This window comes from Pseudomonas sp. FSL R10-0056, assembly GCF_009600105.1.
Lineage (GTDB): Bacteria > Pseudomonadota > Gammaproteobacteria > Pseudomonadales > Pseudomonadaceae > Aquipseudomonas > Aquipseudomonas bubulae.
The window spans coordinates 90,467-110,464 of the sequence record NZ_WIWL01000193.1; the positions used below are offsets into that span (position 1 = coordinate 90,467).

Annotated in this window: 18 protein-coding genes; 14 read left to right on the forward strand and 4 right to left on the reverse strand. The window is 57.8% G+C overall.

Annotated elements, in window-relative coordinates; all coding sequences use genetic code 11:
• Nucleotides 1-2 precede the first annotated feature (2 nt).
• On the reverse strand, nucleotides 3-1,364 hold the full coding sequence (locus GHO42_RS16835; RefSeq protein ID WP_094999606.1) for an OprD family porin: 1,362 nt from the start codon (nucleotides 1,362-1,364) through the stop codon (nucleotides 3-5).
• A 499-nt stretch (nucleotides 1,365-1,863) separates the two neighbouring features.
• Between GHO42_RS16835 and tauA the strand changes: the two genes are divergently transcribed.
• From tauA to tauD, 4 genes are read left to right on the forward strand one after another with little or no spacing between them, the layout of a single operon-like run.
• Nucleotides 1,864-2,847: a taurine ABC transporter substrate-binding protein gene (tauA, locus tag GHO42_RS16840; protein WP_094999607.1), complete on the forward strand. Its 984-nt coding sequence runs from the start codon at nucleotides 1,864-1,866 to the stop codon at nucleotides 2,845-2,847.
• 26 nt (nucleotides 2,848-2,873) lie between these two features.
• On the forward strand, nucleotides 2,874-3,668 hold the full coding sequence (gene tauB, locus GHO42_RS16845) for a taurine ABC transporter ATP-binding subunit (protein WP_094999608.1): 795 nt from the start codon (nucleotides 2,874-2,876) through the stop codon (nucleotides 3,666-3,668).
• Complete coding sequence (gene tauC / locus GHO42_RS16850) at nucleotides 3,665-4,501, forward strand: taurine ABC transporter permease TauC (RefSeq protein ID WP_094999609.1); 837 nt, start codon at nucleotides 3,665-3,667, stop codon at nucleotides 4,499-4,501. The genes tauB and tauC overlap by 4 nt, the downstream gene beginning before the upstream one ends.
• 49 nt (nucleotides 4,502-4,550) lie before the next feature.
• A complete protein-coding gene (gene tauD, locus GHO42_RS16855) occupies nucleotides 4,551-5,384 on the forward strand; it encodes a taurine dioxygenase (protein ID WP_095017913.1) in 834 nt (277 codons plus the stop codon).
• Between the two features lie 109 nt (nucleotides 5,385-5,493).
• Here the strand turns inward: tauD and GHO42_RS16860 are convergent, their stop codons facing one another.
• Complete coding sequence (locus tag GHO42_RS16860) at nucleotides 5,494-6,141, reverse strand: TetR/AcrR family transcriptional regulator (RefSeq protein WP_094999611.1); 648 nt, start codon at nucleotides 6,139-6,141, stop codon at nucleotides 5,494-5,496.
• Nucleotides 6,142-6,239: 98 nt separating this feature from the next.
• A complete protein-coding gene (locus GHO42_RS16865; protein WP_094999612.1) occupies nucleotides 6,240-7,616 on the reverse strand; it encodes a glutamine synthetase family protein in 1,377 nt (458 codons plus the stop codon).
• Nucleotides 7,617-7,894: 278 nt separating this feature from the next.
• Here GHO42_RS16865 and GHO42_RS16870 point away from each other — a divergent pair, with 278 nt between their 5' ends.
• The 8 genes from GHO42_RS16870 (at nucleotide 7,895) to GHO42_RS16905 (ending at nucleotide 17,136) form a co-directional block, all read left to right on the forward strand.
• Nucleotides 7,895-8,671 (forward strand): gamma-glutamyl-gamma-aminobutyrate hydrolase family protein, encoded by a 777-nt coding sequence (locus GHO42_RS16870; RefSeq protein WP_095017911.1) that lies wholly within the window; start codon nucleotides 7,895-7,897, stop codon nucleotides 8,669-8,671.
• A gap of 36 nt (nucleotides 8,672-8,707) precedes the next feature.
• Entirely contained in the window at nucleotides 8,708-10,066 is a 1,359-nt protein-coding gene (locus GHO42_RS16875) for a glutamine synthetase family protein (RefSeq protein WP_094999614.1), read from the forward strand.
• A 61-nt stretch (nucleotides 10,067-10,127) separates the two neighbouring features.
• The gene (locus GHO42_RS16880; RefSeq protein WP_094999615.1) at nucleotides 10,128-11,492 is read left to right on the forward strand and encodes an aspartate aminotransferase family protein; all 1,365 of its coding nucleotides are present in this window, start codon (nucleotides 10,128-10,130) and stop codon (nucleotides 11,490-11,492) included.
• A gap of 184 nt (nucleotides 11,493-11,676) precedes the next feature.
• Nucleotides 11,677-12,789 carry a polyamine ABC transporter substrate-binding protein gene (locus tag GHO42_RS16885; protein WP_095017910.1) on the forward strand — a complete coding sequence of 371 codons (1,113 nt, stop codon included), beginning with the start codon at nucleotides 11,677-11,679 and terminating at the stop codon, nucleotides 12,787-12,789.
• Nucleotides 12,790-13,025: 236 nt separating this feature from the next.
• Nucleotides 13,026-14,120 carry a polyamine ABC transporter substrate-binding protein gene (locus tag GHO42_RS16890; RefSeq protein WP_094999617.1) on the forward strand — a complete coding sequence of 365 codons (1,095 nt, stop codon included), beginning with the start codon at nucleotides 13,026-13,028 and terminating at the stop codon, nucleotides 14,118-14,120.
• Nucleotides 14,121-14,189: 69 nt separating this feature from the next.
• On the forward strand, nucleotides 14,190-15,332 hold the full coding sequence (locus GHO42_RS16895; RefSeq protein WP_094999618.1) for an ABC transporter ATP-binding protein: 1,143 nt from the start codon (nucleotides 14,190-14,192) through the stop codon (nucleotides 15,330-15,332).
• Nucleotides 15,329-16,249 carry an ABC transporter permease subunit gene (locus tag GHO42_RS16900; RefSeq protein WP_029611643.1) on the forward strand — a complete coding sequence of 307 codons (921 nt, stop codon included), beginning with the start codon at nucleotides 15,329-15,331 and terminating at the stop codon, nucleotides 16,247-16,249. The genes GHO42_RS16895 and GHO42_RS16900 overlap by 4 nt, the downstream gene beginning before the upstream one ends.
• Nucleotides 16,246-17,136, forward strand: a complete 891-nt coding sequence (locus tag GHO42_RS16905) for an ABC transporter permease subunit (RefSeq protein ID WP_016782811.1) — start codon at nucleotides 16,246-16,248, stop codon at nucleotides 17,134-17,136. Before GHO42_RS16900 ends, GHO42_RS16905 begins: the two co-directional genes overlap by 4 nt.
• Nucleotides 17,137-17,327: 191 nt before the next feature.
• Here GHO42_RS16905 and GHO42_RS16910 read toward each other — a convergent pair whose 3' ends face one another.
• Nucleotides 17,328-17,708, reverse strand: a complete 381-nt coding sequence (locus GHO42_RS16910; RefSeq protein ID WP_094999620.1) for a hypothetical protein — start codon at nucleotides 17,706-17,708, stop codon at nucleotides 17,328-17,330.
• Between the two features lie 151 nt (nucleotides 17,709-17,859).
• Here GHO42_RS16910 and phoB point away from each other — a divergent pair, with 151 nt between their 5' ends.
• Complete coding sequence (phoB, locus tag GHO42_RS16915) at nucleotides 17,860-18,552, forward strand: phosphate regulon transcriptional regulator PhoB (RefSeq protein WP_094999621.1); 693 nt, start codon at nucleotides 17,860-17,862, stop codon at nucleotides 18,550-18,552.
• A gap of 44 nt (nucleotides 18,553-18,596) precedes the next feature.
• The gene (phoR, locus tag GHO42_RS16920; protein WP_094999622.1) at nucleotides 18,597-19,919 is read left to right on the forward strand and encodes a phosphate regulon sensor histidine kinase PhoR; all 1,323 of its coding nucleotides are present in this window, start codon (nucleotides 18,597-18,599) and stop codon (nucleotides 19,917-19,919) included.
• Nucleotides 19,920-19,998: the final 79 nt, after the last annotated feature.

The window sequence follows — 19,998 nt, forward strand, 5'->3', positions numbered from 1 at the left end:
GCTTACAGCAACGGGATCGAGTAGCTCACGATCAGACGGTTTTCGTCCTGGTCGCGCTGGCCAGCAATATCGTTGCGCCACATGGCGTTTTTCCACATGAAGCCCAGATTTTTCAGCGTGCCTTCCTGGATCACGTAAGCCACGGTGATATCGCGTTCCCACTCGGAAGAGCCATTGCTGGTTTGCACATTTTTGCTGTTGTAGGTGTCGATATTGTCGCCACGCAGGTAAACCGCGCCCGCCGTCAGGCCAGGTACGCCGACTTTGGCGAAGTCATACGAGTAACGCGCCTGCCAGGTACGCTCGCCAGCACGGGCGAACTTCGAGATCTGCATATCGGTAGGGATGTACGCCGATGCACCGTCGCCCTGGTTCAGGAACGGGAAGTCGCTGCTGCCGTTACTCACCTGATAACCGCCACCAAAGGTGTGACCTTCAACGGTGTACAGGAACAGGCCGCTGATCAGGTTGTTGTCGACCTTGCCCTTGCCGCTACCTGCAGAGCTGTTGGCGTAATCACCGGTGGTGTAATACGCAGAGTCGTGGCCGTTCTTGCCGTCGTCGGTGCTGTTGAAGTAGCGCAGGTCAGATTTCAACACGCCCGGACCGATGGACCAGTTGTGAACCAGGCCCAGGAAGTTTTGTTTGTAGAAATCTTCCAGGTTGCCGTAGTAGTACTGCAGCAACAGGTCTTTGTTGACCTTGTAGTCCACACCGCCGTAGTAGAACTTGTTAACGAACTTGCCCGTAATGGAATTGTTCGCGCCGGCAATCGACAGGCCTTCGTTGTTGCTCGAGTTACGGCCCTTGGCGTGCTCGATCTGGCCGCCGGTGAAGGTCAGGTCCTTGAACTCGCTGGAAGTGATCTGGCCACCCTGGAAGGTTTGCGGCAGCATGCGACCATCGTTGCTAACGATAACCGGCAGTTTAGGCTGCAGGGTACCGATGCGCAGTTCGGTCTGGGACACTTTGGCTTTTGCGGTCAGGCCCAGGCTGGAGAAATCGTCTACAGCGTGGTTGCCATCGCTTGGGAACACCGAACCGCCATAGTTTGCGCCGGTAGGGTTGCCGTGTTTGCCAGCGCTGGAGTCGAGCTTGACGCCCAACAGGCCAATGGCATCAATACCGAAACCGACTGTGCCCTGGGTGAAGCCCGAAGTGAAGTCCAGCTGGAAGCCCTGGCCCCATTCTTCAGTCTTGCTTTGCGCACCGGCAGCTTTGGTGCCCGAGTCACGGTTATCGTTATTGATATAGAAGTTACGCAGCTTCAGCGTGGCCTTGCTGTCTTCGATAAAGCCGGCAGCGCTGGCTTGTTGTGCCAACAATCCTACGGCCACAGCGATGGCCAAGGTGGACTTGTGCATTGTGTTGCTCCTTTGCGTTTCTAATTTTTGTAGTTCCTCAGCCCCGGATCTGATGCCTGGGTGCTGCAGATGCGCGATTAGCGCCAGACGGTGACCGGCAAGTCAATCGCAACCCATCATGGCTACGACCTTTGTCTAATCATTCGTCGTTTGTGCGCAGATTAATGACTATTTAATAAACCTAAAAAGAATTGTTTCTGATCTTTTCAGATCAAATAGGCATATAGCAGGGTTTCTCCTACACGCGCGCGTGGGAATGCTATCGGTCTTTTGTCTAATTTCTAAACATAATTTCATGAATCTTTTAATAGCCTTTTGTTCTTAAACATTCGACCTAATCACCCGCTGGCTAAAACGCCCTGGCAGTTAGGGCGCGGGTGCGCGCCTGTATGTTGCGTAACTACATAAGCTAATGCTTAAAAGTTATTTATTTACTGATTCTTAGATCATTTAACCTCGCATCCAGCCGATATCCGGCCACCTGCCGAGGAGCTACCTGATGAAACTGCACTCTCCCCTACGCCTTTTGGCTGCTTTGTCTCTGGCGGGTGCCAGCTTCTTCGCGCAGGCTGCCAGCTCGGATGTCACCGTGGCTTACCAAACCACCGTTGACCCGGCCAAAGTCGCCCAGGCCGACGGTGCTTACGAAAAAGCCACCGACGCCAAGATCAACTGGCGCAAATTCGATAACGGCGCAGACATCATTGCGGCCATTGCCTCGGGTGATGTGCAGATTGCCTACCTGGGTTCGAGCCCGCTCACCGCCGCCGTGACCCGTAACGTACCGGTCGAAACCTTTTTGATCGCCACTCAGTTGGGCGGTTCGGAAGCCCTGGTCGCCCGTAACGGCTCCGGTATCAACGGCCCGCAGGACCTGGTCGGCAAAAAAGTAGCCGTGCCGTTTGTGTCCACCGGTCACTACAGCCTGTTGGCTGCATTGAAGCACTGGAACATCGACCCTTCGAAAGTACAGATTCTGAATCTCGCACCGCCTGCCATTGTCGCGGCCTGGAAGCGTGGCGATATTGACGCCACCTATGTATGGGACCCGGCTTTGGGCACTGCCAAAGAGAACGGCAAAGTGCTGATCACTTCCGGTGAGCTGGGCAAGCTCGGTGCGCCGACTTTTGATGCCTGGATCGTGCGCAAGGACTACGCCGCCAAGCACCCGGAAGTCGTTAAGCAGTTCGCCAAAGTGACTCTGGATGCCTACGCCGACTACCACAAGGACCCTAAAGCCTGGCTGGCCAATCAGGGCAATATCGACAAGGTTGTGAAGCTCTCGGGCGCCAAGGCGGCCGATATCCCGCTGCTGCTGCAAGGCAACGTCTACCCGTTGGCGGCTGATCAGGTGGTATTGCTGGGCGCACCGACTACCAAAGCCCTGGCCGACACTGCTGCCTTCCTGAAAGAGCAGAAAAAAGTCGACGCTGTACTGCCGGACTACGCGCCGTCGGTCAACGCCACTTTTGTTACTCAATAATCAACGCCGCTGAGGAGTCGACCGTCATGGCCTTGTTAACACTGGAGCGCATCAGCGCACAGTACCCGGGCGCCGCTGAGCCGGTGCTGTCGGATATTTCCGTCAGCCTCGGGCCACAGCAACTGCTGGTCGCACTTGGCCCGTCGGGCAGCGGCAAGACCTCCTTGTTGAACCTGATCGCTGGCTTCGTCGAGCCCAGCGCTGGTCGAATTACCCTCGACAACGTACCCGTCCACGGCCCGAGTGCCGAGCGCGGTGTGGTGTTTCAGGACGATGTGTTGCTGCCCTGGCAAGACGTACTGGCCAACGTGGCTTTCGGCCTTGAGCTGGCCGGTGTGCCACGGGACAAGCGCGAAGCCCGTGCCCGTGAAATGCTTTCGCTGGTGGATTTGTCCGGCTTTGAAAAGCGCCGCGTATGGGAGCTGTCTGGCGGTCAAAAACAGCGGGTGGGCCTGGCCCGCGCGCTGGCTGCCGACCCTCGCGTATTGCTGATGGATGAGCCCTTCGGTGCCCTCGATGCGTTCACCCGTGAGCAGATGCAGGAACTGTTGCTGCAAGTGTGCCGACGTACCGACAAGCCGGTATTTCTGATTACCCACGACATTGAAGAAGCGGTGTTTCTGGCCACTGACCTGATTTTGCTGGCGCCCAACCCCGGCCGCATTGTTGAGCGTCTGAGCCTGGATTTTGGCCAGCGCTACAACGCTGGCGAATCGGCACGTTCGATCAAGTCCGACCCTCGCTTTATTGAAACCCGTGAGCACGTGCTTGATCGCGTGTTTTCACAACGCGGTGCCGCCCAGCGGCAGGAGCGCGCATGAGCAGTTATGAAGCAGTCGCCGCCAACCCGGTTGCCGCGCCCCACACCCCACGCCCGGTCAAGCGCAGCCTGAGCACACGCTGGATCAGCGTGCTGACCCTCGTCACCCTGATCGCCGTATGGTGGGCCGTTACCGCTGCCGGGCTGATTGAACCCCTGTTTCTGCCGCCGCCCTCTGCCGTGTTGCAAAAAGGCTGGCTGCTGGCGACCACGGGCTATATGGATTCCACCCTGTGGCAGCACCTGGGCGCGAGCTTGAGCCGTATCGGCCTGGGTCTGGGCTTTGCGATTCTGACAGCAGTGCCGGTGGGCATCGCCATTGGCCACAACCGCATTGCGCGGGGGATTTTCGATCCGCTGATCGAGTTCTATCGCCCAATCCCGCCATTGGCCTATTTGCCACTGATCGTGATCTGGTGCGGTATTGGCGAGCTGTCGAAAGTGCTGCTGATTTACCTGGCGATTTTCGCCCCGATCGCGATTGCCACCGCCACCGGCGTGCGTACCGTTGACCCGGCCAAGGTCCGTGCTGCGCAGTCGTTGGGTGCGACGCGCTGGCAGTTGATTCGCCATGTGATTTTGCCGAGCGCCTTGCCGGATATCTTGACCGGTGTGCGTATCGGTCTGGGCGTGGGCTGGTCGACGCTGGTGGCCGCCGAACTGATCGCCGCCACCAGTGGCCTGGGTTTTATGGTGCAGTCCGCCGCGCAGTTCCTGGTGACCGATGTGGTGGTACTGGGGATTCTGGTGATAGCCATCATCGCCTTTGCCATGGAAATGGGCCTGCGCGCCCTGCAACGCAAGCTGGTGCCGTGGCACGGCCAGGCTCACTAACAACAGAACTCGACGCTGATTAATCGGCGCGCTGATTAAGAGAGAGATCATGAGCCTGACCATTACCCCGATTAGCTCTGCCCTGGGCGCCCAGATTGAGGGTGTCGACCTGACTCAACCGCTGAGCCTTGAGCACCGTGATGCCATCGAGCAAGCCTTGCTTGAACATCATGTGGTGTTTTTCAAGAACCAGTCGATTACACCGCAGCAGCAGGCCCGTTTTGCCGCCAATTTTGGCGACCTGCATATTCACCCGATCTACCCCAACGTGCCTGGCCAGCCGGAAGTGCTGGTGCTGGACACCGCCGTGACTGACGTGCGTGACAACGCGGTATGGCACACCGACGTGACCTTTTTGCCAACCCCGGCCATGGGCGCGGTATTGAGTGCCAAGCAACTGCCGGCTTTTGGTGGTGACACGTTGTGGGCAGCCGGTATTGCCGCTTTTGAAGGGTTGTCGAAACCGTTGCAGGTGCTGCTCGATGGGCTGACCGCAACGCACGATTTCACCAAGTCATTCCCGCTGGAGCGCTTTGGTTCGACCCCGGAAGATTTGGCACGCTGGGAACAGACCCGCAAAAATAACCCGCCGCTGTCGCACCCGGTTATCCGCACCCACCCGGTAAGCGGGCGCAAGTCGTTGTTCGTCAACGAAGGTTTCACCACGCGCATCAATGAACTGTCTGAAGCAGAGAGCGAAGCGATCCTGAAGTTGCTGTTTGCCCATGCCACCCGCCCGGAATACACCATTCGCTGGCGCTGGCAGGAGAACGATGTGGCGTTTTGGGATAACCGCGTAACCCAGCATTACGCCGTGGACGATTACCGTCCGAACCGCCGTGTGATGCACCGTGCAACGATTTTGGGTGATGCTCCGTTCTGATGAGCGCGGGATGACGTGTAGCCGCTGACGAGCGCAGCGGCATGAACACTGCAACTGTGGGAGCGAGCCTGCTCGCTCCCACAATAGGGCTTGACCTGCAACAGAGTATCTACAGGTTTACCGTCGGGCTCTTGCGTTTCGGCAAAAACGGCGGCAAATACAACCCCAGATAAGCATCCACCACGCGCATGCCTTCTTCGGCCATACGCGGGGTGATGCTGTCGTGCAGCTGGATGGAGCGTGCATACACGCGGTCGCCCAGCTCCATCGCCAGGGCAAACACGTCCACGTCCTGTGGCAGTGCTGGCAATTCAAAGTGGCGCATAAACAGCGCGTGCATCAATTGCCCCAGCTCAAGGTCGTGCTGGCGGTCGGCTTGTGTGACTTCGGTAAGGCCATGCTGGGCGAGAATTAACTGCCGGGCGGCTGCATCTTCGTTGTAGATCGTCAGCATTCGGTGTTCAACAATGTGCGAAAGATCGCGCCAGTCTTTCAACGCATCATGCTCGATCGGCGCCTGCAGACAGGCGCGGAAGGCTGCGTGAATATCACCGGTCAGCGCCTCAAGGAGCGCGGGTACGCCCGCGAAAAAGTGATAGACCGACGATGGCGGGATTTGTGCGTGCTCTGCCACGTTGTAAATCGACAGGCTGGATACGCCCTGCGCCGTCAGCAGCGTGCGGGCAGCGTCAAGTATCGTGTCGATGCGGCCCTGGCTGCGAGCGCGTGGCTTTCGGGGTGTGGCGCGGCTGGACATCAGCGTCTCCTCAAGGGCAGCCGGCATTGTAGACCTGTGAGCATGAAAAAACGCCGCGGGCTGTAAGGCCGGCGGCGTTTTTCGTGGACTGCAATCGCTTACACGGTATGCAAGTACCAGTTGTATTCGAGATCGGAGATGGAGTGTTCAAACTCTTCCAGCTCGCTCTCTTTACAGGCGACAAAAATATCGATGTATTTCGGGTCGATATATTTGGCCATCACTTCGCTGTCATCCAGCTCACGCAATGCATCGCGCAGGTTGTTCGGCAGGCTTTGCTCGTTTTGCTCGTAGCTGTTGCCTTCGACGGGTGCGCCCGGTTCGATCTTGTTGGTCAGACCGTGGTGAACACCGGCCAGCACAGAGGCCATCAACAGATACGGGTTGGCATCGGCACCGGCAACCCGGTGTTCGATCCGTACCGAGTCGGCCGAGCCGGTCGGAACGCGAATGGCCACGGTACGGTTGTCCAGGCCCCAGCACGGCGAGTTGGGCACATAGAACTGTGCGCCGAAACGACGGTAGGAGTTCACGTTGGGGCAAAGGAACGCCATCTGTGCCGGTAGGGTCTCGAGCACACCGCCGATCGCGTGACGCAATGCGGCGTTCTGCTCGGGATCCTCGCTGGCAAAAATATTTTTGCCGTCTTTGTCCAGAATCGAAATATGAACGTGTAGCCCGTTGCCCGCCTGGCCCGGATAAGGCTTGGCCATGAATGTGGTGTCCATCTCATGGTCGTAGGCGATGTTTTTGATCAGACGCTTGAGCAGTACCGCGTAGTCGCAGGCCTTGATGGGGTCGGCAACGTGGTGCAGGTTCACTTCGAACTGCGCCGGGGCACTTTCTTTAACGATGGCGTCAGCCGGGATGCCTTGCTCTTTGGCACCTTCCAGAATGTCCTGGAGGCAGTCGACGTATTCATCGAGGTCGTCGATCAGGTAAACCTGAGTCGAATGCGGGCGTTTGCCGGAGATCGGCGAACGTGGTGGCTGCGGGCGACCGTTAACGTTCTCCTGGTCGATCAGGTAGAACTCCAGCTCGAAAGCGGCGCAAATGGTCAGGCCCAGTTCGTCAAATTTGGTAACAACTTGACGCAGTACTTCGCGAGGGTCGGCGAAGAAAGGTTCACCTTCAAGTTCGTGCATCGTCATCAGCAATTGCGCGGTAGGGCGCTTTTGCCAGGGTTCGTTGCACAGGGTGTCGGGGATGGGATAACAGATTCTGTCTGCGTCACCGATATCCAGACCCAGGCCGGTGCTTTCCACCGTTGAGCCATTGATATCCAGTGCAAACAGAGAGGCAGGCAGGTTGATGCCTTTCTCGTAAACCTTGTGCAGGCTGGTGCGTTCGATGCGCTTGCCGCGCACCACACCATTCATATCCGCAATGAGAAGGTCTACGTACAGAACCTCAGGATGATCCTTAAGGAACGCGTTCGCTTCGTTAAGCTGAACGGCACGCGGGGGTACCGACATGATGCAACACCTTTGTTGTTAAAAATATCAATCATTGAGCGCTACGGGATTCAGTCAACCCGAACGGCATACCGAAGTCAAGCAGCCTCTTTTTTGCCCTGAAAAAGCGCCGGAAGGCCATTTTTGACGCTTTTTGGGGCGTATTTGTTCTGTTTTGACGGGTGGCGCCCGCAGGCTTGAGCGGGCCGTGTTGTATTTTTTACGGGGGTGTTGTGTAAAAAAATGAACAAGGCTAAGCTCGATTCAAACCCATAACAGCAATAATACCGGGGTGTTACATGTCACGCCTGCCGTTAATCGGCGTCACCGCCTGCACCAAGCAGATCGGTTTGCATCCTTATCACATCACTGGCGATAAGTACGTGCGAGCAGTTGCAGTGGCCGCCAAAGGCTTGCCCCTGATCATTCCGTCACTGGCGGAACTGATTGATCCGACCGATATTATTGACGGTCTGGACGGCCTGCTCTTTACCGGGTCGCCTTCCAATATTGAACCCCACTTGTATCACGGCCCCGCCAGCGCACCAGACACGCTGCATGATCCCGAGCGTGATCGCACCACCCTTCCCCTGATTCGTGCTGCATTGGCAGCGGGCGTTCCGGTGCTCGGCATTTGCCGCGGCTTTCAGGAGTTGAATGTAGCTCTGGGTGGCTCACTTCACCAGAAATTGCATGAAGTCGAAGGTTTTATCGAACATCGCGAAGACCCCAGTGCCCCTGTTGAGGTGCAATATGCACCGAGCCACGCCATGCACGTCCAGCCCGGCGGAGTGTTGGCCGCTTTGGGCTTGCCCACTGAGTTCGAGGTCAACTCGATTCATACCCAGGGTATCGATCGCCTGGCCCCCGGTTTACGCGCAGAAGCCCTTGCACCGGACGGTCTGGTCGAAGCCGTGTCGGTCAAAGACGGCAAGGCTTTTGCTTTGGCGGTTCAGTGGCACCCCGAATGGCAGGTAAGCTCCAACCCGATTTACCTCGCCATCTTCCAGGCATTTGGAGATGCCTGCAGACGGCGCGCAACACAACGCGACGCAGATGCGTCAGTAAACGCCTGACTTATTCAAGTCAGGACACTCAGCCCAGAGGCATTTATGAGTAACAACCTCGACCAGCTCACCGATTGGTTGAAAGACCACAAGATCACAGAAGTCGAATGCATGATCGCCGACCTTACCGGGATTACTCGCGGCAAGATCTCGCCGACCAACAAGTTCATTGCCGAAAAGGGCATGCGCCTGCCCGAAAGCGTATTGCTGCAAACCGTAACGGGCGACTATGTCGAAGACGACATCTATTACGAACTCCTCGATCCGGCCGACATCGACATGGTCTGCCGTCCCGATCAGAACGCAGTCTTTGTGGTGCCGTGGGCAATTGAGCCAACTGCTCAGGTGATTCACGACACCTACGACAAGCAGGGCAACCCGATCGAGCTGTCGCCGCGCAACGTGCTTAAAAAGGTCCTCAAACTCTACGCCGACCACGGCTGGCAGCCGATCGTGGCGCCGGAGATGGAGTTTTACCTGACCAAGCGCAGTGACGATCCGGATTACCCGTTGCAGCCGCCTGTGGGCCGCTCCGGCCGCCCGGAAACCGGTCGTCAGTCCTTCTCCATTGAAGCGGCCAACGAATTCGACCCGTTGTTCGAAGACGTATACGACTGGTGCGAACTGCAAAAGCTGGATCTGGACACGTTGATCCACGAAGACGGCACGGCGCAGATGGAAATCAACTTCCGTCACGGCGACGCACTGTCCCTGGCCGACCAGATTCTGGTGTTCAAGCGCACCATGCGCGAAGCCGCGCTCAAGCACGATGTCGCCGCCACGTTCATGGCCAAACCGATGACCGGCGAGCCTGGCAGTGCCATGCATTTGCACCAGAGCATCATCGATATCAACACCGGCAAAAACATCTTCTCCAATGAAGATGGAACCATGAGCGACCTGTTCCTGAACCACATCGGCGGGCTGCAGAAGTTCATTCCAGAACTGTTGCCGCTGTTTGCTCCGAATGTGAACTCGTTCCGCCGTTTCTTGCCTGATACCTCGGCGCCGGTAAACGTGGAGTGGGGCGAGGAGAACCGTACCGTGGGTTTGCGCGTACCGGATGCCGGGCCGCAGAACCGTCGTGTCGAAAACCGCCTGCCGGGCGCCGATGCCAACCCGTACCTGGCCATTGCCGCCAGCCTGCTGTGTGGCTACATCGGCATGGTCGAAGGCATCAACCCGAGTGCGCCGGTAGTGGGCCGTGGGTACGAGCGCCGCAACCTGCGCTTGCCGTTGACCATTGAAGACGCCCTGGAGCGTATGGAAAACAGCAAGACGGTCGAGAAGTATCTGGGCACCAAGTTCATCACCGGCTACGTGGCCGTCAAACGTGCCGAACATGAAAACTTCAAGCGCGTCATCAGTTCGTGGGAGCGGGAATTCCTGCTGTTCGCCGTCTGACACGCTGGAGGGGCGAGCCAGGAAGGCGCCGCCCCTCCTCTACTGACTAAAGGAGAGCCGTATGACCAACAAGAACCCGCAAACCCTCGAATGGCAACAACTGAGCAACGATCACCACCTGGCACCGTTCAGTGACTTCAAACAGTTGAAAGAAGTCGGCCCACGCATCATCACTCACGCCAAGGGCGTGTACCTGTGGGACAGCGAAGGCCACAAGATTCTCGACGGCATGGCCGGCCTGTGGTGTGTTGCCATCGGCTATGGCCGTGACGAGCTGGCTGAAGCGGCCAGCAAGCAAATGCGTGAACTGCCGTACTACAACCTGTTTTTCATGACCGCCCACCCGCCGGTCCTTGAACTGTCCAAAGCCATCGCCGAGATCGCACCTGAAGGCATGAACCATGTGTTCTTCACCGGCTCAGGCTCTGAGGGCAACGACACCATGCTGCGCATGGTTCGCCATTACTGGGCGATCAAGGGCCAGCCGAATAAAAAGACCATCATCAGCCGCAAAAACGGCTACCACGGTTCTACCGTGGCCGGTGCCAGCCTGGGCGGCATGACCTACATGCACGAACAGGGCGATTTGCCGATTCCGGGCATTACCCACATCCCGCAACCGTACTGGTTCGGTGAAGGTGGCGATATGTCCCCGGAAGAGTTCGGCATCTGGGCGGCCAATCAGCTTGAAGAAAAAATCCTCGAACTGGGCGTCGACACTGTCGGTGCCTTTATTGCCGAGCCGATCCAGGGCGCGGGCGGTGTGATTGTGCCGCCAGCCACCTACTGGCCACGCATCAAGGAAATCCTGGCCAAGTACGACATCCTGTTCGTGGCCGATGAAGTGATTTGTGGTTTTGGTCGCACCGGCGAGTGGTTCGGCAGTGATTTCTACGACCTCAAGCCGGACATGATGACCATCGCCAAGGGCCTGACCTCGGGCTACATCCCGATGGGCGGCCTGATCGTGCGCGACGAAGTGGTGGCGGTGCTGAATGAGGGCGGCGATTTCAACCACGGCTTCACCTACTCGGGTCACCCGGTAGCCGCCGCCGTGGCACTGGAAAACATCCGCATCCTGCGCGAAGAAAAAATTGTCGAGAAGGTGCATGCCGAAACGGCACCGTATTTGCAAAAGCGTCTGCGTGAACTGAACGATCACCCGTTGGTGGGCGAAGTGCGTGGTGTGGGCATGCTGGGTGCCATTGAGCTGGTACAGGACAAAGCCACACGCAAGCGTTACGAAGGCCGTGGTGTCGGCATGATCTGCCGGCAGTTCTGTTTTGATAACGGTCTGATCATGCGTGCCGTGGGTGACACCATGATCATCTCGCCGCCATTGGTGATCAGCAAGGACGAGATCGACGAGCTGGTGACCAAGGCGCGTAAGTGCCTGGATCTGACCTTGGAAACTTTGCAAGGTTAACTGCTAGGCTTTGAGCGCAGGAGAACTGCTGTTTTAAAGCAGGCAATTGCGCTCAGAGCCTTAAGAATCAAGGCTCTTCCCTTGAAAGCCTGCCCCGGATCTTGCCAGACTAGCCGCCGGCTTTAGTCACCTTGAGATCAGGTCGCTGAATCGGTGGTTTAAAAGAACAATTGGAGCATTACAGATGAAGGCATCAGGTTTTAAAAAAGCTGGCAAGACCCTTCTCGCCCTCTCCTTGATGGGTGTGATGGCCGGGGCAGCTCAAGCAGCAGACAAGGTTCTGCACATCTACAACTGGTCCGATTACATCGCACCGGACACGGTTAAAAAGTTCGAAGACCAGACCGGTATCAAGGTGGTCTACGACGTGTTCGACAGCAACGAGACCCTTGAGGCCAAGCTGCTGGCGGGCAAGTCCGGCTACGACATCGTCGTGCCTTCCAACAATTTCCTGGCCAAGCAGATCAAGGCCGGGGTTTACCAGGAGCTGGACAAGTCCAAGCTGCCCAACTGGAAAAACCTCGACCCGGCGTTGCTCAAGGCCGTTGGCGATGCCAGCGACAAAGACAACAAACATGCGTTCCCGTACATGTGGGGCACCATCGGCATCGGCTACAACCCGGAGAAGGTCAAGGCCGCGCTGGGCGTGGACACCATCGATTCCTGGGACGTGCTGTTCAAGCCGGAGAACGCTGCCAAGCTTAAAAGCTGCGGCATAAGCTTCCTCGACTCGCCGACCGAAATGATCCCGGCCGCCCTGCACTACCTGGGCTACCCGACCGATTCGCAAGACAAGAAACAACTGGCTGAAGCCGAAGCGCTGTTCCTGAAGATTCGCCCTTCGGTCGGCTACTTCCATTCCTCCAAGTACATCTCCGACCTGGCCAACGGCAACATCTGCGTGGCCGTGGGTTACTCGGGTGACCTTGAACAGTCCATTTCCCGCGCCAAAGAGGCCGGTGACAAGGTCAAGCTCAAGTACGCGATCCCTAAAGAAGGTGCCGGCAGCTTCTATGACATGGTCGCCATTCCCAAGGATGCCGAGAACGTCGACGCCGCCTATGCCTGGATGAATTATCTGATGCAGCCTGAAGTGATGGCCGAAATCACCAACAGCGTGCGTTTCCCCAACGGTAACAAGGCTGCAACGCCGCTGGTGAATAAAGATATCTCGGGCGACCCGAGCATTTACCCGTCCGATGAAGTGAAGGCCAAGCTCTACGCTATCAGCGATTTGCCACCGACCACCCTGCGGTTGCTGACGCGCAGCTGGACCAAAATCAAGTCCGGTAAATAACGCCTCGCCCCTTGTAGCCGCTGCCGAAGGCTGCGATTGAGACCGGAGGGCTGATGCCTTCCGGTTTCACAAAAACCGGCGCAATGGTCGGAAAAACAAGGTGTTAGGGCAATTATTCGCGGAAAACTTTGCTGTGCAGGTTTATCGAGGGTAAGTTGCGCGCCGGTTTTGTCTTTGGCGGTTCGACTGCCGTATGACGCGGGCAACTCAGGCCCAACTATTTAGAGGACCATCACGTGTCTATATCTCTGTTTCGCAAGACCTTGCTGGTCGGAGCTGGTTTGACGCTTGCCGTCAGCGTACAAGCGGCACCCACGGTGCACATTTACAACTGGTCGGACTATATCGCGCCGAACACGCTGGCTGATTTTGAAGCCGCGACCGGCATCAAGCCGATTTATGATGTCTTTGATTCCAACGAAACCCTGGAAGGCAAACTGCTGGCCGGGCGTACCGGTTATGACGTGGTCGTTCCGTCTAACCACTTCCTGGGCAAGCAGATCAAGGCGGGTGCGTTCCAGAAGCTCGACCTTGCGCAGTTGCCGAATTATTCCAACCTCGACCCGGCCCTGCTCAAGCGCCTGCAGGCCAATGACCCGGGCAATCAATATGCCGTGCCTTACCTGTGGGGCACCAACGGCATTGGCTACAACGTCGATAAAGTCAAAGAAGTGCTGGGCGTCGACAGTATCGACTCCTGGGATGCGGTGTTCAAACCCGAGAACATGAAGAAGCTCACCAAGTGCGGCGTGGCTTTCCTGGATTCGGCGGATGAAATGCTGCCTACCGTACTCAACTACCTGGGCCTGGATGCCAACAGCACCAACCCCAAGGACTACAAGAAAGCTGAAGAAGTCCTGATGTCGGTGCGTCCATACGTCACCTACTTCCACTCTTCCAAATACATCTCCGACCTGGCCAACGGCAACATCTGCGTTGCGATTGGTTTTTCCGGTGATGTATTCCAGGCCAAGGCGCGTGCCGAGGATGCAAAAAAAGGCGTGAACATCGCCTATATCGTGCCCAAGGAAGGCGGCGCCCTGTGGTTTGACATGCTGGCCATCCCCAAGGATTCCAGCAACGTCAAGGAGGCCCACACATTCATCAACTACCTGCTCAAGCCTGAAGTGATCGCTCAGGTCAGTGACTATGTCGGTTATGCCAACCCTAACCCGGCGGCCGACAAGGTGATGGATGAGTCCATTCGTACCGACGAAGCGGTTTACCCAACCCAGGCGGTGCTGGACAAGACATACGTCTCAACCGAGCTGCCCCCGAAAATACAGCGTCTGATGACGCGTACGTGGACCAAGGTCAAGACGGGCAAGTAATCTCGCCAGACCACCTATCCAAGGCCCGGCCATCAAGGCCGGGCTGCTAAATTTGTTGGGAGTTACGTAATGGCTGTTGCCTCCGGCGCCTATAAGAAAGCCCTCGAGGGCGACCAGACACCTAAGCAGGTGCTGGTCAAAATCGACCGGGTCACGAAGAAATTCGACGAGACGATTGCCGTGGACGATGTGTCCCTGGAAATCAACAAGGGCGAAATCTTCGCCCTGCTCGGCGGATCGGGATCGGGCAAATCCACTTTGCTGCGCATGCTCGCCGGTTTCGAGCGCCCAACAGAGGGTCGTATCTTCCTTGACGGTGTTGATATCACCGACCTGCCGCCCTATGAGCGGCCGATCAATATGATGTTCCAGTCCTATGCCCTGTTCCCGCATATGACCGTGGCGCAGAACATCGCCTTCGGCCTCAAGCAGGACAAGATGTCGACCGCCGAGATCGATGCCCGCGTGGGCGAGATGCTCAAGCTGGTCCACATGAGCCAGTACGCCAAGCGCAAGCCCCATCAGTTGTCCGGTGGCCAGCGCCAGCGTGTTGCCCTGGCCCGTTCGCTGGCCAAGCGCCCGAAGTTGCTGCTGCTGGATGAGCCAATGGGCGCATTGGACAAAAAACTGCGTTCGCAGATGCAGCTGGAACTGGTTGAGATCATCGAGCGCGTGGGCGTGACCTGCGTGATGGTGACCCACGACCAGGAAGAGGCCATGACCATGGCCCAGCGTATTGCGATCATGCATTTGGGCTGGATTGCCCAGATCGGCAGCCCTATCGACATTTACGAAACCCCGGTCAGCCGCCTGGTGTGCGAATTTATCGGCAACGTCAACCTGTTCGACGGTGAAGTGGTCGATGACGCCGAAGGCTATGCGCGGATCAAGTGCCCGGAGCTGGAGAACGACATCTACGTCGGTCACGGCGTGAGCACCTCGGTGGAAGACAAGCACACCACCTACGCGATTCGCCCGGAAAAAATGCTCGTCACCACCGAAAAGCCGACCTGCGAATACAACTGGTCGCGCGGCAAGGTGCATGACATCGCTTACCTGGGCGGGCACTCGGTGTTCTACGTCGAGCTGCCGAGCGGCAAGCTGGTGCAGTCGTTTGTGGCCAACGCCGAACGCCGTGGCGCCCGCCCGACCTGGGACGACGAAGTCTACGTGTGGTGGGAAGACGACAGCGGCGTGGTATTGCGCTCATGAACATGCGAAAACTCAAACGCCGACTGCAACGAATAACCCCCGGTGGCCGCCATATGGTCATCGGGATTCCATTCCTGTGGCTGTTTTTGTTCTTCATGCTGCCGTTCTTCATCGTCCTGAAGATCAGCTTTGCCGAAGCGGACGTCGCGATTCCGCCGTATACCGAGATCTATAGCTACGTTGACCAGAAAATCCAGGTACTGCTGAACCTGGGCAACTACGCCATGCTCGGCGACGATGAACTGTATATCGCCGCGTATCTGGGCTCCCTGAAGATGGCTTTCTTCAGCACCCTGCTGTGCCTGCTGATCGGTTATCCGATGGCCTATGCCATCGCCAATGCCCGTAAAGAGATGCAGACCGTGCTGGTACTGCTGATCATGATGCCGACCTGGACCGCGATCCTGATCCGCGTCTACGCGTGGATGGGCATTCTCAGCAACAACGGCCTGCTCAATGGCTTCTTGATGTCGATGGGCTGGATCAGTGAACCCCTGCAGATCCTCAACACCAATATCGCGGTGTATATCGGCATTGTGTATTCGTACCTGCCATTCATGATCCTGCCGCTGTATGCCAACCTGGTGAAACACGACACCAGCTTGCTGGAAGCCGCGTCAGACCTGGGGTCGAGCACCTTCAACAGCTTCTGGAAGATCACCGTGCCGCTGTCCAAAAACGGCATTATCGCCGGCTGCATGCTGGTGTTTATCCCGGTGGTGGGCGAGTTCGTGATCCCGGAACTGCTGGGCGGCCCGGAAACCCTGATGATCGGTAAAGTGCTGTGGCAAGAGTTCTTCAATAACCGTGACTGGCCGGTGGCGTCTGCGCTTGCCGTGGTCATGCTGGCGATCCTGATCGTGCCCATCATTCTGTTCAACCGCAGCCAGGCTAAAGAGCTGGAGGGCAAGATATGAATCGCTTCCGTTTTTCTAGCTTTATGTTGGTCGCGGGGTTGTTGTTCATCTACCTGCCGATGCTGATTCTGGTGATCTACTCGTTCAACGCCTCCAAGCTGGTGACGGTGTGGGGCGGCTGGTCGTTGAAGTGGTACGTGGGCCTGCTGGACAACACGCAACTGATGGGTTCGGTGATGCGCTCGCTGGAAATCGCCCTGTACACGGCGATTGCAGCGGTGGCACTGGGTACGTTGGCGGCATTTGTGCTGACGCGTATCAGCCGCTTCAAGGGTCGCACGCTGTTTGGCGGCCTGGTGACGGCGCCGCTGGTCATGCCAGAGGTGATTACCGGTCTGTCGCTGTTGCTGCTGTTCGTGGCGATGGCGCAGATGATTGGCTGGCCGCAAGAACGTGGCCTGGTGACCATCTGGATCGCGCACACGACGTTCTGCTCGGCCTATGTGGCGGTGGTGGTGTCGTCGCGCTTGCGTGAGCTGGATCTGTCGATCGAAGAAGCGGCCATGGACCTGGGCGCCAAGCCGTGGAAGGTGTTCTTTTTGATCACCATTCCCATGATTGCGCCCTCCCTGGCGGCCGGCGCAATGATGTCCTTTGCCCTGTCGCTGGATGACCTGGTACTGGCCAGTTTTGTGTCGGGGCCGGGGTCGACGACCTTGCCGATGGAAGTGTTTTCGGCGGTGCGCCTGGGGGTCAAACCTGAGATCAACGCCGTGGCCAGCCTGATTTTGCTGGCAGTGTCACTGGTGACCTTCATGGTGTGGTTCTTCAGCCGCCGCGCTGAAGAGCACCGCAAAAAGGCGATTCAGCAGGCTATCGATGAGTCTGCGGCGGAATCGTGGAAGCAGCCGGACGTGCGTCGTCCGCAGTCGACCAGCGCGGTTTAAGACAGCGTCATAAAAAACCTCGCCCCCTGTGACAGGGAGGCGAGGTTTTTTTTGCCTGAGATCAAGACCCCTCACCCCAGCCCTCTCCCGGAGGGAGAGGGAGCCGATCTTCAGTGAGGCGTACATCTGCTTTTGCTTTTAGTCCCCTCTCCCATTGGGAGAGGGTCAGGGTGAGGGTTTTTTTGATCTTCCTATGGCTTGGCCACCTTCCACGCCCCGTCCATTTTACCGTCACCGGTCATGTCACCGGCTTTCTTGTCCATCACGAAGGTGTACAGCGGTTTGCCGTCATAGGCCCATTGCATGTGGCCGTCATCGCGCTTGATGGCCGTCCACTTGCCCATGTCCATGGCTGTGCTCTCGGCTGCCAGCGGCGGCCAGTTGGCGGCGCACTTGTCATTGCACATCGATTTGCCGCCCGCATCCTTGGCGAAGGTGTAGAGGGTCATGCCTTTGTGGTCGACCAGCATGCCGTCCTTGGTCATCGCCGGTTCAGCCGCATACGCCAACCCGGGCAAGGTGAAGGCTACGGCCAGCAGCAATGTCTTTAGGGAAAACGAGCTAGATGTCATTGGAATCGTCCTTTTTGTGGTTGTACGATTTGAGACTAAAGCGTAGTTCACGAACCGTTAGCGCGCGCCCATCCCCAAAGCTGTCACACGACTGCAATAATTGCGTTATCTAATGCGCCACAAGACAGTTTAATGACGAGAGGATTACGGCATGGTTGGCAGGAGCATTTTGATCGTTGATGACGAGGCGCCGATCCGCGAGATGATCGCCGTGGCCCTGGAAATGGCGGGCTACGATTGCCTTGAAGCCGATAATGCCCAGGATGCCCATGCCATTATCGTGGACCGTAAACCGGACCTGATCCTGCTCGACTGGATGCTGCCCGGCGGTACGTCGGGCATTGAGCTGGCCCGACGCCTCAAGCGCGAAGAGCTGACCGGCGATATTCCCATCATCATGCTCACGGCCAAGGGTGAAGAGGACAACAAGATCCAGGGCCTGGAAGTGGGCGCGGATGACTACATCACCAAACCATTCTCCCCCCGTGAGCTGGTCGCCCGCCTCAAGGCCGTGCTGCGCCGCGCCGGCCCGGCCGATGCCGAATCGCCCATCGAGATCGGCGGCCTGCTGCTCGACCCCATCAGCCACCGCGTGACCATCGACGGCACCCCTGCCGAAATGGGCCCCACTGAATACCGCCTGCTGCAATTTTTCATGACCCACCAGGAGCGCGCCTACACCCGGGGCCAGTTGCTGGACCAGGTCTGGGGCGGCAACGTGTATGTGGAGGAGCGCACTGTGGACGTGCATATCCGCCGCTTGCGCAAAGCGCTCGGTGAGGCTTACGAAAATCTGGTACAAACCGTGCGTGGTACCGGTTACCGGTTTTCCACCAAGGCCTGATACCGGCTCTCACTGATCCAGCGGCAAGCAAGGACTCGCGCGACGTGAATCAAAACTGGCATGGCACTCTGATCCGTCATTTGTTGCTTTTGGTCACTGGCTGCCTGCTGGTCGGGCTGATCAGTGGCTATTACGGCTGGAGCCTGGCCATTGGCCTGGCGTTCTATCTGGGCTGGACCCTCAAGCAGTTGCTGCGCCTGCACGAGTGGCTGCGCCAGCACAAACCCGACGAAGCACCGCCCGATGGCTACGGTTTGTGGGGCGAGGTGTTCGACAGCATCTACCACCTGCAGCGCCGTGACCAGCGCGTACGCGGGCGACTGCAAGCGGTGATCGATCGCGTGCAAGAGTCCACGGCGGCGCTCAAGGACGCGGTGATCATGCTCGACAGTGACGGCAACCTGGAGTGGTGGAACCTCGCCGCAGAGACCCTGCTGGGTCTCAAGACGCCACAGGACAGCGGCCAGCCAGTGACCAACCTGGTACGCCACCCGCGCTTCAAGGAATACTTCGAGCAAGGTAATTATGGCGAACCGCTGGATATCCCCTCGCCGGTCAACGATCACTTGCGCATCCAGCTCTATATCACCCGCTACGGCAACAACGAACACCTGATGCTGGTGCGCGATGTGACGCGCATTCATCAACTGGAGCAGATGCGCAAAGACTTTATCGCCAACGTGTCCCATGAACTGCGTACGCCGTTGACGGTGATCTGTGGCTATCTTGAAACCCTGCTCGATAACGTCGACGACGTAAACCCGCGCTGGAAGCGCCCCCTGTCGCAAATGCAGCAACAGGGTGAACGCATGCAGACCCTGCTCAACGACCTGCTGTTGCTGGCCAAGCTGGAGGCCACGGACTACCCCTCGGATAACCAGCCGGTGGCCATCGACAGCTTGCTGCGTTCGATCAAGAGCGACGCCCAGGCGTTGTCCGGTCAGCGCAACCAGACGATCACCCTGGACGTGGAAGCCGATTGCGCGCTCAAGGGCAGCGAAGCCGAATTGCGCAGCGCGTTCTCCAACCTGGTGTTCAACGCCGTCAAATACACCCCCGATGGCGGCAGCGTACGCATTCGCTGGTGGGCAGACAGCGCGGGCGCCCACTTGAGCGTGCAGGACTCGGGCGTGGGTATCGACAACAAGCATTTGCCGCGCCTGACGGAACGCTTCTACCGTGTCGATTCCAGCCGCAACGCCAGCACCGGCGGCACCGGGCTGGGCCTGGCGATCGTCAAGCATGTGTTGCTGCGCCACCGCGCGCGGCTGGAGATCAGCAGCGTATTGGGACACGGCAGCACCTTCACCTGCCATTTCGCACCGGGCCAGGTGACAAAACCCCAGCCAAAGACACTTATTGACTAGGCCCTGTAGCCCTTTCCCACTAGGCAAGGGCTACATCAGCCGTTACATTGTTTGGCCATACCTCCCTATCTGTAACGAC